Origin of the sequence: Marinomonas posidonica IVIA-Po-181, from assembly GCF_000214215.1 — a bacterium.
In the GTDB taxonomy this organism is placed as follows: Bacteria; Pseudomonadota; Gammaproteobacteria; order Pseudomonadales; family Marinomonadaceae; genus Marinomonas; species Marinomonas posidonica.
Genome location: NC_015559.1, coordinates 1816082 through 1828842, shown reverse-complemented (window position 1 = coordinate 1828842; position 12761 = coordinate 1816082). Strand labels below are relative to the sequence as shown.

8 protein-coding genes are annotated in these 12761 nt (G+C 44.1%); 5 read left to right on the top strand and 3 right to left on the bottom strand.

What is annotated here, in order from left to right; genetic code table 11:
- Positions 1-77: 77 nt before the first annotated feature.
- From gcvP to nosR, 4 genes are all read left to right on the top strand, one after another.
- On the top strand, positions 78-2942 hold the full coding sequence (gene gcvP, locus MAR181_RS08535; protein ID WP_013796193.1) for an aminomethyl-transferring glycine dehydrogenase: 2865 nt from the start codon (positions 78-80) through the stop codon (positions 2940-2942).
- A 215-nt stretch (positions 2943-3157) separates the two neighbouring features.
- Positions 3158-3700 carry a heme NO-binding domain-containing protein gene (locus MAR181_RS08530; protein ID WP_013796192.1) on the top strand — a complete coding sequence of 181 codons (543 nt, stop codon included), beginning with the start codon at positions 3158-3160 and terminating at the stop codon, positions 3698-3700.
- Between the two features lie 14 nt (positions 3701-3714).
- Positions 3715-5235, top strand: a complete 1521-nt coding sequence (locus MAR181_RS18675) for a sensor histidine kinase (protein ID WP_013796191.1) — start codon at positions 3715-3717, stop codon at positions 5233-5235.
- Complete coding sequence (nosR, locus tag MAR181_RS08520) at positions 5232-6587, top strand: response regulator c-di-GMP phosphodiesterase, NosR family (protein ID WP_013796190.1); 1356 nt, start codon at positions 5232-5234, stop codon at positions 6585-6587. Before MAR181_RS18675 ends, nosR begins: the two co-directional genes overlap by 4 nt.
- Positions 6588-6598: 11 nt before the next feature.
- Here nosR and MAR181_RS08515 read toward each other — a convergent pair whose 3' ends face one another.
- The 3 genes from MAR181_RS08515 to MAR181_RS08505 form a co-directional block, all read right to left on the bottom strand.
- The gene (locus MAR181_RS08515) at positions 6599-7357 is read right to left on the bottom strand and encodes a CLCA_X family protein (protein ID WP_013796189.1); all 759 of its coding nucleotides are present in this window, start codon (positions 7355-7357) and stop codon (positions 6599-6601) included.
- 12 nt (positions 7358-7369) lie between these two features.
- The gene (locus MAR181_RS08510; RefSeq protein WP_013796188.1) at positions 7370-7876 is read right to left on the bottom strand and encodes a hypothetical protein; all 507 of its coding nucleotides are present in this window, start codon (positions 7874-7876) and stop codon (positions 7370-7372) included.
- 172 nt (positions 7877-8048) lie between these two features.
- Positions 8049-9017 (bottom strand): RluA family pseudouridine synthase, encoded by a 969-nt coding sequence (locus tag MAR181_RS08505; protein ID WP_013796187.1) that lies wholly within the window; start codon positions 9015-9017, stop codon positions 8049-8051.
- 472 nt (positions 9018-9489) lie between these two features.
- Here MAR181_RS08505 and rne point away from each other — a divergent pair, with 472 nt between their 5' ends.
- Positions 9490-12687: a ribonuclease E gene (gene rne / locus MAR181_RS08500; RefSeq protein WP_041651251.1), complete on the top strand. Its 3198-nt coding sequence runs from the start codon at positions 9490-9492 to the stop codon at positions 12685-12687.
- Positions 12688-12761 lie beyond the last annotated feature (74 nt).

Genomic DNA, 12761 nt, shown 5'->3' with positions numbered 1-12761 from the left:
CATTCGTACTGCCCTGCTCTTCCATTAACGTGGAAGAGCACACTCTCCACTCTCTTCTTTTAATAGGTGATTGAACTATGACATCTTGCATCCGCGATTTGTTGAACAACGACGAATTCATCGCTCGCCATATCGGACCTGATAGTCAAGAGCAAGCTAAAATGCTGAACACCATTGGTGCAAACGATCTAGCCGAATTGATTGAAAAAACGGTACCTGAGGCCATTCGCCAAGCAAACCTTGATTTAAGCGCGCAAGCGGTCAGCGAAAATGATGCCCTAGCAGAATTGAAAGCCATCGCACAACAAAACAAAGTGGCGCGTTCTTTTATTGGCATGGGCTATCACGACACTTTTGTCCCTTCACCTATTTTACGTAACTTATTAGAAAACCCAGGCTGGTATACCGCTTACACACCTTACCAACCCGAAATTTCACAAGGTCGTCTGGAAGCACTACTGAACTTCCAGCAAGTTATAATCGACCTAACAGGCATGGAAATTTCCAATGCTTCATTATTAGACGAAGCAACCGCCGCAGCTGAAGCCATGACGCTGATGAAGCGCTCTAACAGAAAGAAAAGCAATCTACTCTTTGTGGCAAATCACTGCTTGCCACAAACCATTGATGTGGTGAAGACTCGCGCCGAATTGCTCAACATTGATGTCGTGATTGACGATTTAGAGAAACTAAATGACCACGATGTATTTGGTGCGATAATCCAATACCCTGGCATTGATGGCGAAGTGAAAGATTTAACACCTTACATTGCATCAGCTCACGAACAAAAAGCCTTGGTAAGTGTTGCTGTCGACCTACTCTCTCTTGTATTACTTAAATCACCTGGCGACATGAGCGCCGACATTGTTTTCGGTAGTGCACAACGCTTTGGCGTCCCTATGGGCTTTGGTGGACCTCATGCTGCTTTCTTAGCCACAAAAGACGCTTATAAACGCTCTATGCCTGGCCGTGTTATTGGCGTATCGAAAGACAGTCATGATCAGCCGGCTTTGCGCATGGCCATGCAGACTCGTGAACAACACATTCGTCGTGAGAAAGCCACGTCTAATATTTGTACCGCACAAGCGCTACTTGCCATGATGGCGAGTTTCTATGCTGTTTATCACGGTCCAGACGGTCTGAAGAAAATTGCCGGTCGCGTTGCCAGCCTAACGCATTGCCTTGCCAATCACTTACAATCAAATGGTTTTAAAACCAATAGTGCCCACTTTGACACACTATTGATTGAAAGCGGCAGCCATACCAGCGACATTATCACAAAAGCAGAAAACCAGCTGATGAACTTTTATCAGCCAAGCAACCAGCAACTATCCATCTCCATCAGTGAAACCACCACACCACAAGACATTGTTGACATTCTTGACTGCTTTGGCATCGAACTGAGCTTGGCGCACATCACTAATAACCAAGCAGAGTATGGCTTAGAATCTAATCTACTGAGACAAGACGCGATCTTGACGCACCCTGTTTTCAACCGTCATCACAGTGAAACCGAGTTAATGCGCTACATGCATCAGCTTGAAGTAAAAGACATTGCCCTTAATCAAAGCATGATTCCTTTGGGCTCATGTACTATGAAATTGAACGCAGCATCCGAGATGATTCCAGTCACTTGGGCAGAATTTGGTCGCATTCACCCATTCGCACCAAACAACCAAGTCTCTGGCTATCACGCTTTGCTAAAAGAGCTCATTGCCATGTTATCCAAAGCAACTGGATACGATACCGTTTCCTTGCAGCCTAACTCAGGCGCTCAAGGTGAATACGCTGGTTTGGTGGCCATTGACAAGTATCACAAGTCTCGTGGTGATCATGATCGTGACGTGTGTTTGATCCCAAGCTCCGCACATGGTACTAACCCAGCCTCTGCAGCACTGGCAGGCATGAAGGTTGTGATTGTGAAATGCGATGAAAACGGCAATATTGACTTGACTGACCTTGCTGAAAAAGCCGAGCAACACGCAGAGCAACTTAGCTGCATTATGGCGACCTACCCATCCACTCACGGTGTTTTTGAAGAGCACATTCGTGAAGTATGTGACACTGTCCATAAATTTGGCGGCCAAGTCTACATTGATGGCGCCAATCTGAACGCTCTCGTTGGCATTGCTCCTCCAGGCTCTTTTGGAGGAGATGTGTCTCACCTAAACTTGCACAAAACCTTCTGCATCCCGCACGGTGGTGGCGGACCAGGCATGGGACCTATTGGCGTTAAGTCACACCTCGCGCCTTTCTTGCCTGGCCACACAATTAGCCCAGTTTTGGACATGGAAGAACAGCATGGTGCTGTATCTGCCGCCCCTTACGGCAGCGCTAGCATCCTAGTAATCACCTGGATGTACATCAAAATGATGGGCGATCAAGGTCTAAAAGACGCAACTTATAATGCCATCTTAAACGCCAACTATGTTGCTAAACGTCTAGGCGAACACTACCCAGTACTCTATACCGGTAAGAATGACACCGTCGCTCACGAATGCATTATCGATATTCGCCCATTAAAAGCCGAGTCCGGCATTTCAGAGGAAGACATTGCCAAGCGCCTGATGGACTTTGGTTTCCATGCGCCGACTATGTCTTTTCCTGTAGCAGGCACTCTAATGATCGAACCAACCGAGTCTGAAAACCTAGATGAATTGGATCGTTTCTGTGACGCCATGGTCCAAATTCGTAAAGAAATCAGCAAGGTGCAAGCTGGCGAATGGCCATTAGAAGACAACCCTCTAGTAAACGCACCACACACAGCAGACAGTTTATTGGTAGCCGATTGGCAGCATGTTTATTCACGTCAAGACGCCGCCTATCCACTACCTTGGATCAAGGCTCGTAAGTATTGGCCACCTGTTGGTCGTATTGATAACGTGTATGGAGATCGTAACTTGTTCTGTGAATGCCCTCCTATTGAGAGTTACCAAGACTAACAACTTTCCGACATAAAAAAACGAGCCCATGCGGCTCGTTTTTTATGCCCTTCAACATATTTATTTCTTACTGATCTAAATTAAGTCGTCTTATACGCCATTACAGCAACACTGCCAATCTCCAACAAAAAATTACGCACTAGAACCAATCAATTCAGGTGAGTTTTATGTTTGTTGCTTATTATTGTAGTAAGCAAACAAAGAGGAGGTTAAATATGAAAGGGGCTGTATTTACCAATTTTCAAGAAATGATCGAAGAACAATTTGGCATGGAATGCTGGGAAACATTATTGGAAAAGTGCAATTTACCTAGTGGCGGAATTTATACCAGCTCTGAAACCTATGATGATGAAGAAATATTATCCTTGGTCGTCGCCTTATCTGAACACAGCTCAATCCCGGTACCAGATTTAGTGGAAGCATTTGGACGTTATTTATATGACGGATTAGCGCATAGCCTACCACCTTCCATGATGGACTTTCCTGACCTATGGAGCTTACTCGAAGCGGTCGACTCTGTTATCCATGTCGAAGTGAATAAATTATATCCCGATGCCTCAACTCCTAGCATCCTAGTGACTGAAAAACGCGACAATGGTGTTACGCTCTACTATCAGTCTCCACGTAAGCTGTGCTTATTGGCCATTGGCTTAATTCATAAGGCTGCAGAAAGTTTTGATACGCCTATTACCATAAAGCATACCTGCTGCATGAATGAGGGTGCAGACCACTGCTCATTAGTCATTGAACGTAGCTAAAGAAGGATTCTTTTATGGATTATGAAGCGGCTTTCCAGCGTGAAAGGAAGGCGCGCAAAAATGCAGAGCAGATATTGGAAAAGAAAAGCCGCGAACTTCATTTCGCCAACGCCGCTTTAAAAGAAAATGTCAGCTCACTTCATTTTGCCGTTGAAGAAAATAAGTTTCTAATTCACATTAGTGATTATGGTATCAATCGGCCTAAATTACGTGATTTTCTCCCGCCTATGGTGAATAACATGATGGTATTAAGTGAGATTTCATTTGCGGCCTTCGCACACTTCCCCTTTAACACTAAACATGATGATTATTTTTCGCCTTTATTTTGCAACCCAAATCAGGAAAACCATGATGAGATGACAATGCAAAAGGATGAAGTAGAAAAGATTATCAAAGATGTTGAACCCATAGTACGAGAGAAAAAAGAGCTACTAATTGAAACGATTAATCTAGAAATAAACAGCCAACAAATAGATACCCTTATCGCTCTGCCAATCATGAGTCTAGGGCACCTCACTAGCATTATTATTTTGCTAAGCCATGAACTCACAGAAAAACAAACGCAACTATTGGATGTCTTTAGAACAGGTACGAATCAACTTGGCATCATCATAGAACACCGATATCAAGATGATAAGCTGCTAGCCAGCTATCAAGAAATCGCCAGTGCAAATGAAGCGTTAAAAGAGGCACAGAATCAGCTTGTTCAGTCAGAAAAAATGGCAACGGTTGGTCAGCTATCTGCCGGTATTGCCCATGAAATCAATAACCCCATGGGGTTTATCAAGAGTAACCTTGGGTCTCTAGGCGGGTATCTAGAGGACTTTATCGACTATATTCAAAAGACCAAGGCACACACGGAGCAATTATCCAAGTCAAATGATGAAGCTATTATCCAATCTGTAGATGAACTCGACAAAACTTGGAAAGACATTGACATGGATTTTTTACTAGAAGACACTCAAAATCTATTCAAAGAGTCACAACAAGGTATCAAACGAATTATTGATATTGTCGGAGGACTCAAGCGCTTTTCTCACCAGTCTGAAGACAAAAAAGAGCCCTGCCATGTTACCACAATCATTGAAGAAGCCTTAAAACTGGCTAACAATGAACTTAAATATAAGGGTGTGATCCATAGGGATTTTCATCAAATAAGTGAGATCGAAGGAAACAGTGGTGAGCTACTACAAGTTTTTTTGAACCTGTTTGTGAACGCAGCCCATGCCATGAATGAACAAGGGGAATTAAACATTAGCGTAAAAGAAAGTGATCATGGGGTGAGTGTCATGATTTCAGACAATGGCTGTGGAATAGATCAAGAACACTTGGACTCTATCTTTAACCCCTTCTTCACAACAAAAGACGTGGGTGTTGGCACGGGGTTAGGACTGTCCATCTCCTATGGCATTATAGAAAGTCACGAAGGAACAATAAACGTCACCAGCAAAGTAGGCGATGGTACAACATTCAATATTTGGCTACCTTATCCAGTAAGCGATAGTAAACTAGGTCAAAAGGAGAACCTTGAATGAGTCATGAGAATACTGAGATAGAGAGTATAAGAGAAGCATCCACCTTATTATTAGTGGATGATGAACAAAACGTTTTGTCTTCTTTAAAACGTTTATTCCGAAAAAGTAATTATACTATCTTAACGGCAAACAGTGGTCAGGAAGGTCTTGATTTACTAGCGAACCACTCTGTTCAAGTGATCATTTCAGATGCCCGTATGCCTGAAATGAGTGGCCCAGAATTTCTGGCTATCGTGGCTGAACAATACCCAGATACCATTCGCATTCTATTGACAGGGCAAGCCGATATAGAGTCCGTCATTGACGCAATCAATCGTGGCAAAGTGTCAAATTACATTCAAAAGCCGTGGGATGATGACCACATCAAAGAACTGGTCTCAGATGCATTTAATACAGTGAATTTAAAAAGCGAAAATGAAAACTTACACCATTTATTAGCCGCCAAAAACAAAGAGCTTATAGAGAAAAATAAAACGCTAGAAGCTACAGTTAAGGAGCGAACACAAAAAATTGTTGAAATAAATGGCGCGCTACAAGAAAACTATAAGAGCACCGTAGACCTGTTTGCCAACTTACTGGATATGCGCACCCCATCCCCTCATCCTAATACGAACATACCAAATATTATCACCTTAGTTAGCGATATTGCCGAGGTGTTAAAAGTACCATTAAGAGAACAGGTCCACCTTAAAAGAGCTGCAAAAATGCGCTATATGAGTCAAGTCAGCTTTAACGATGAGTTGCTGCTTACCCCTTATGCATTATTATCTGACGAGCAAAAAGAGCAATACGAGCAATACCCAATCACCGGAGCGAATTTAATCAAAAACATTCGCCCTTTAGTTCCCGTCGCTGAAATCATTCTTCACCACAAAGAATATTTGAATGGCGAAGGCTACCCCCAAGGAGAAAAAGCAGAAAACATATCCCTATCCGCTAGAATACTAACGGTGGTGAATGACTACATAGAGTTACGCGTTGGACGGATGTTAGAAAATCCTCTTACCAATAATGAAGCACTCGATTTTTTAGCATCAAAGGCTGGGAGTCACTACGACACAAGCGCAGTAGAAGCACTGACATCATCTTTATCCTTACTGAAAACGACAAAACCTATCTCAGACATAGGTGTCGACTCCAAACAATTGCAAACAGGTATGATGTTGGCACGCGACTTAACAAACAGTCATGGAGATATACTGCTTCCCAAAGGCATTGAGCTCGCCGAAAGCACCATCATACTCTTAACAAAACTTGAACAGAATAACGACAGTGATTTCCAATTCTTTGTCGATATTCCAGTTGGATTAGAAATCCCTAAAACCTTATTGGAACAAACCCAAACAAGCTAAAAACAACATCATTATTCACGCTTTTCTTGCGCAAGCAATGCCGCCCCCAAAAGCTGGAAATAATGACGAAAAGCTTGATTAATCTGATGCCGTTGCTCCCCTTGTGGATACAAACCAAGATTTGCCTCTTTTGACACTTTCGTCCCACTGACCAAGAAACGACTGGTTGGGCTTTCATCTTCAACAAACGCCTCAAACGCTCTTGCACACAACTCTTCGGGCTTGGCGTAATAGACAAGATTTAGAGTGTGATCCGCCTGCTTCGAAGCCATAAAAAGTTGACTTGGCTCCTTGCCGGAAGGGCTCAACATAATGCATTTAAAGCACTCTGCAAGTAAGTCATTTAATCGGTGGCGCTTATAACGAGTCTCTGACAGATTTAACCAAAGATTTGAGGCAAAGCCGGTAGAAGGAACATGAGCATACATCTTGTCCGCTAAGTAATGATCAAAAGCGTGGAACCACTCATGAGCAAGACTGCCTGCTCCAGCATTTTTTGCCAGTGCCAGCTGCCGTGTAGCAGGAGTATAATGAGCCGCCACGCCAGGCTGCCCACCTTTACCATATTGCAAGCCCAAGGTACCACGCAAAGAGATCACACTTTCTGGGCCTTGCAACACCGCCATCAAATCATGCAAAGCCTGATGGAAATTTAGCGCAGCCCGATCTCTTTCTTCGGATGTTACCCATCGCCCCATTTCAATACCACGAAAATCAAACTGACGACGAATCGTCACAAAATTGATGGCATGGGGACCTTGATTTGACATGACACTAAAACCCTAACTGGATAAAAATCGACGTTGAATTTGACGGATCTTAGCTTGCTTTACTTTTTGACAGCTTAACAACCTGGCTCGCGCTTGTTGATTAATGGCTTCAACAGAAGCTTGCTGTTGCTTTGCCAACAAAATATCTCTGTGTTGATCATCAAGTAAACGATCAAATTCATCCTGAAAAGCCTCCTCAACACTGGCGATGGCTAACTGGTATGCCAAAGGCAAATCCATGCCATAAATTTCAGGGTGAGACGCAATGTAATCCAGCGTGTTTTGCCAATGCAACGAAGCTAAAATATTTGACGGCCAGTGTACGGTCAGGGCAGTCATATTCGCCTGCTCAGTTTTTTCCTCTAAATCGTTTTCTACTCTCTCTTCAATACTATCTTCGACAGAAAGACGAAAAGAATCGGCACTGGCCATTTGCGAGCCTGCCATACTGAATGGTGTTAAGCTCAAGAGACAAGCAACCAGTATGGAACGCAACCATTTCCATCTAAACAACCTCATTTCACTCCCCCTCTCTAATGAGTGTACTGATCATATCAATCAGATAGACACAAGGCTCGTAAAACGAGATACACAGAAAACCCAATACTTTAGAAAAGGATGACACTAGCGAGCCAATATATATTGACTCGCTAGTGTCAACAGAAATGCACAGAACAGATATTATATATACCTAATAGAGAGGTGTTAGGGATGTATTCATGGAATGTTGCCATTCGTCATCAAGCGGCGCTTCAAATACCTTACGTTCACCATTCAGCTCAATCACTAAACGAGTCGCGTGCAAGCAAAGACGCTTGAACCCCAAGGACTTACTCATTTTAAGATCCTCTACAGGGGAATACTTGTCATCTCCCACAATGGGATAACCCGCATGCAAGGTATGCACTCTAATTTGGTGCGTTCGCCCTGTCACGGGTTCACATTCAATCAAACTATAACCTTCAAATTGTCTGACCAATTTGAACAAGGTCAAACTCTCCTTGCCATCAGTGTGAACTTTGACCACTCGCTCACCAGATTTAAGCTCATTTTTCAACAGAGGCGCATTCACCTGTTGCTTACGTTTTGGCCAGCTCCCATAAACCAGCGCCAAATAGGTTTTTTGTACGCCTTCCTTCTCTCGTAGCGCAGTATGCAACTCTTTTAACACGGCTCGCTTCTTAGCAATCATGATCAAGCCAGAGGTGTCACGGTCCAGTCGATGAACAAGCTCAATAAACTTTTCTTGCGGACGCATTTGACGCACCACTTCCACCAAACCAAAACTTAACCCACTGCCGCCGTGCACAGCCAAACCAGATGGCTTATTCACCACCATCAAACCTTTATCTTCATAGACAATACGTGACTCAATCTCGTTTTTTAGACGATCTGATAAATCTGGTTTTTTGGATTCTGGGGCAATAACAATGGGAGCGATACGAACTACATCCTCAGACTGCAGTCGATAATCTGGTTTGGTTCGCTTTTTATTAACGCGAATTTCACCTTTTCTAAGCAGATTGTAAATTTTTCCTTTAGGCACACCTTTTAAAAAGGTAACAAGGAAGTTATCAACCCTCTGTCCGTGATTGTTTTCATCTATCGTTACATAGCGCACAGCGGGGCGTGCGGTTATATTCTGGTCTGTTTCGGACATATGCAAAGATTGGTTTCCTTTATAATTGAAGCACTTAGTTTTTACTGTTATATTCAATGTCGCAGAGGGTAAGAGGCAACAAAACACCTCGAAGATAAGAAGCAAGAATTGAATGACACTGCCAAAGCGACACTTTGGCCTCTATCTTACCTCTGTAACAGTTAATCTTAAATATTAAACCGCATGATTCGGAAAAATCCGCTTCAGTGGAAGGAATTTCATTAAGTTGCTCAACAGCGCGTTCGCGATGTTTGACAAAAAGGCAAAGAAACGAGACCAGTTAAAGAGACTATTTGGTAATAATCGAGGCAGCGATCGCGACACGCGTTTAGTTAGAAATAAATGAATCCTGTATTCATCTCGCCAGACAAAAACTGAATGATTTGCTCTATAATTTTGAGTCAGATTGATTAATGGTTGCCCTGACACTGCTGTGGCGTTTTCGTATCCGCTAACAGAGTTCACACATAAAATGATTAGAATGTTAATAAATGCAACTCAACAAGAAGAGTTGCGCGTTGCACTAGTAGACGGTCAACGTCTGTATGATCTAGATATCGAATCTGGCTCTCGCGAGCAGAAAAAATCCAACATTTATAAAGGCAAAATTACTCGAGTCGAACCGAGTCTTGAAGCCGCTTTTGTTGATTTTGGCGCAGACCGCCACGGATTCCTTCCTCTTAAAGAAATTTCCAAAACCTACTTCTCTAAAAAAGTGAACCACGAAGGTCGCATCAACATTAAAGATGTGATCAGCGAGGGACAAGAAGTCATTGTTCAGGTTGACAAGGAAGAGCGCGGCAACAAAGGCGCGGCGCTGACCACCTTTGTTAGCTTGGCGGGGCGCTACCTGGTATTAATGCCAAATAACCCACGCGCTGGTGGCATTTCTCGACGCATTGACGGCGACGATCGTTCACAGTTAAAAGAAGCAATGTCAGGTCTAAAAACACCTGAAAATGGCGGCTTGATTGTTCGTACGGCAGGCGTTGGACGCTCGACTGAAGAGCTTCAGTGGGATTTAGACTACCTAGAAACGCTTTGGAGCTCCATCACTAAAGCGGCTGCTGAAAAACCTGCGCCTTTCTTAATCTATCAAGAAAGTAACATTGTTATTCGAGCCATTCGCGATTACCTTCGTGAAGACATCGGCGAAGTACTGATCGACGAAAAACAAGCTTATCAAGATGCCGTTAACTTTGTGATGCAGGTAATGCCTCACTTTAAGTCTCGCATTAAGCTTTACACAGACTCAACACCACTATTTAATCGCTTTCAGATTGAAACTCAGATTGAAACAGCCTTCCAACGCGAAGTGCGCTTACCTTCTGGCGGCTCTATCGTTATTGATCCAACAGAAGCCTTGGTGTCCATTGACATCAACTCAGCACGTGCAACGAAAGGCGGCGACATCGAAGAGACCGCACTACAAACCAACCTTGAAGCCGCAGATGAAATTGCTCGTCAGCTAAGACTTCGTGATATTGGTGGACTAGTGGTCATTGACTTTATCGACATGACGCCTGTACGCAACCAGAAAGAAGTAGAGAATCGCATGAAAACGGCGCTTGAAGCTGACCGTGCTCGTGTTCAACTGGGTCGCATTTCTCGCTTTGGCCTTCTTGAAATGTCTCGCCAACGCCTACGCCCTTCACTTGGCGAAACCAGCGGTATCGTTTGTCCACGCTGTAATGGCCAAGGCTTCATTCGTGACGTTGAATCTCTTGCCTTATCCGTATTACGTCTTATTGAAGAAGAATGTGCGAAAGAACGTACAGCACAAATTCGTGCGGTACTACCTGTGTCTGTCGCAACTTTCTTGCTTAATGAAAAGCGTACTAACATTGCGAAAATTGAAAAACGCAACAGCGTACACATTATCCTAGTGCCAAATCCGCACATGGAAACACCGCATTTTGAAGTTGAACGAATTCGTGATGACAATTCGGTTGTGTCTCAGAATGACACTAGCTACACATTAGTCGAAACACCTGAGCAACCGCCATACGAACCTCGTCAAGCCAACGAAGTGGTTCGCCAGCAAGCGGCTGTCACCAGCATTGCACCAAAAGCACCGGCACCAGCGCACACCAACACGCCAGTGAAAAGCAAGCCAAGCAAGCCGAATAAACCTGGCCTATTGTCTCGCATTTTGACCGCCCTATTCGGTGAATCAACAGATTCAAAAGCAGCCGAAAAAGGCAATAAAAATACCACGAACAGCAAAAATACTCGTAATAACAGCAGCAAAAACGCAAGCAAAAACGCTCGACCAAATCGCAACAAGCGTAACGTGAAACACCAGAGCACAGAGCGTGAAGAGTCACAAGATAAAGCACGTTCAACTCGTCAATCTCGCCGCGAACAAGCGGAAGCTGGTGGCAAAAACAACAATGGTCGTCGCAATAATCGTCCAAATCGTCAAAACGAACAGGACAATAAAACAGACAACCAAGAACAGGCTCCTAAGGCGGCACGCCAGCAAAAAGAAGTACCTGAGGTGAAAGAACGCAAACGCGACCGCAATGAGAATCGCCGTCGCAATGGCAAAATCAAAGATGAAGCTCAGGAAAGCGCGAAACTGCAAGAAGCAGAACAAGCTGCCAAACTAGAGTCTGTAGAAAAGACTGAATCAGACAATCAGTCTGATCAACAGGATAAGTCTGGTGATGAGCCTCAGCAACGTCGCTCTCGTCGCTCTCGTCGTTCTCGCCGCCCACAACGTGAAGAGAACAACACAGAGAATAATGAGACTGAGATTGCTCAAGCTGAACCTAAAGCAACAGAAACATCAGCGGAAGAAAAAGAGCAAGCTATTGAAACCACATCACCAGTGAATTCTGAGGCTGTCGCAGCGGCAACTCAAGCACTTGATGAAAACAATGGCCCAGTCATTGAAGCCGACTCGGATAGAGAAACTGAAAGCAAAACAACATCAGACGCGAAAGCAGAAGAAGTCGTTAAGCCCAAGCCTAAAATGTCCGTTAAGGCTCAAATCAGCAAAGCAGAACAAAGCTCAGAGCTAGAAAACGCTGAAGCGGATATATCGGCTGCAGTGATCAGCGCATCAACTGAGACTGAAGCACTTAACAATGAATCAGAGACTGTTAACACAGCGACCACTGAAGCACCAACTCAAGTAGTAACTGAAGCGGTTAATGTCGAAGTTGAAGCAACCAGCTCTACCGAAGAAAATGTCGCTGAAACGGTCACTGAAACAGATGCATTACCGACCAAAGATGTGACTATAGAAGAAGCAGCAGAAACAGCGGCGGAACCGAAAGTCGTAACACCGGAAATTGAAATGCCTGCCGCTGAATATGCCGAGCCAACAGCTCAACAAACAGTCGCAAGCCAAAGCGAACAGGTTAGCCAAGATTCGGCCGTGCCTGCTCAAACTGAAACAGAGCAAGCGACAGATAAGAAAACGCGTGTTCCTCGACGTGGTCGTGGCAAGCCAGCAGCGAAAGCGGCAAGCCCAGAAACAACCGCTCCGGTAGAACTTCCAGAAGCCATTCTGGCCCAACAAGAGAAATTCCGCCAAGAACAGGAAGAGAAGCGCAATGCTGCGACTTCACGCCGACGCACTGCCTCAGGTCGAGTTAAAAACGATCCTAGATTAGCTCGCGAAGAGAGCCAACCAGTGGAAGAAAGCACTGAATCAAATTAGGATTAATTGATTCTAACTGCCTTCACTTAGAGCCCGCTTTTGCGGGCTCTTTTACAGACAAATGTAGACTTTTT

What these genes read in the sequence shown, in the direction of transcription:
- rne (WP_041651251.1), top strand. Translation starts at nt 9,490, where the DNA reads ATGATTAGAATGTTAATAAATGCAACTCAACAAGAAGAGTTGCGCGTT.
- MAR181_RS08515 (WP_013796189.1), bottom strand. Translation starts at nt 7,357, where the DNA reads ATGTCAAATCAAGGTCCCCATGCCATCAATTTTGTGACGATTCGTCGT.
- MAR181_RS18675 (WP_013796191.1), top strand. Translation starts at nt 3,715, where the DNA reads ATGGATTATGAAGCGGCTTTCCAGCGTGAAAGGAAGGCGCGCAAAAAT.
- gcvP (WP_013796193.1), top strand. Translation starts at nt 78, where the DNA reads ATGACATCTTGCATCCGCGATTTGTTGAACAACGACGAATTCATCGCT.
- nosR (WP_013796190.1), top strand. Translation starts at nt 5,232, where the DNA reads ATGAGTCATGAGAATACTGAGATAGAGAGTATAAGAGAAGCATCCACC.
- MAR181_RS08505 (WP_013796187.1), bottom strand. Translation starts at nt 9,017, where the DNA reads ATGTCCGAAACAGACCAGAATATAACCGCACGCCCCGCTGTGCGCTAT.
- MAR181_RS08510 (WP_013796188.1), bottom strand. Translation starts at nt 7,876, where the DNA reads ATGAGGTTGTTTAGATGGAAATGGTTGCGTTCCATACTGGTTGCTTGT.
- MAR181_RS08530 (WP_013796192.1), top strand. Translation starts at nt 3,158, where the DNA reads ATGAAAGGGGCTGTATTTACCAATTTTCAAGAAATGATCGAAGAACAA.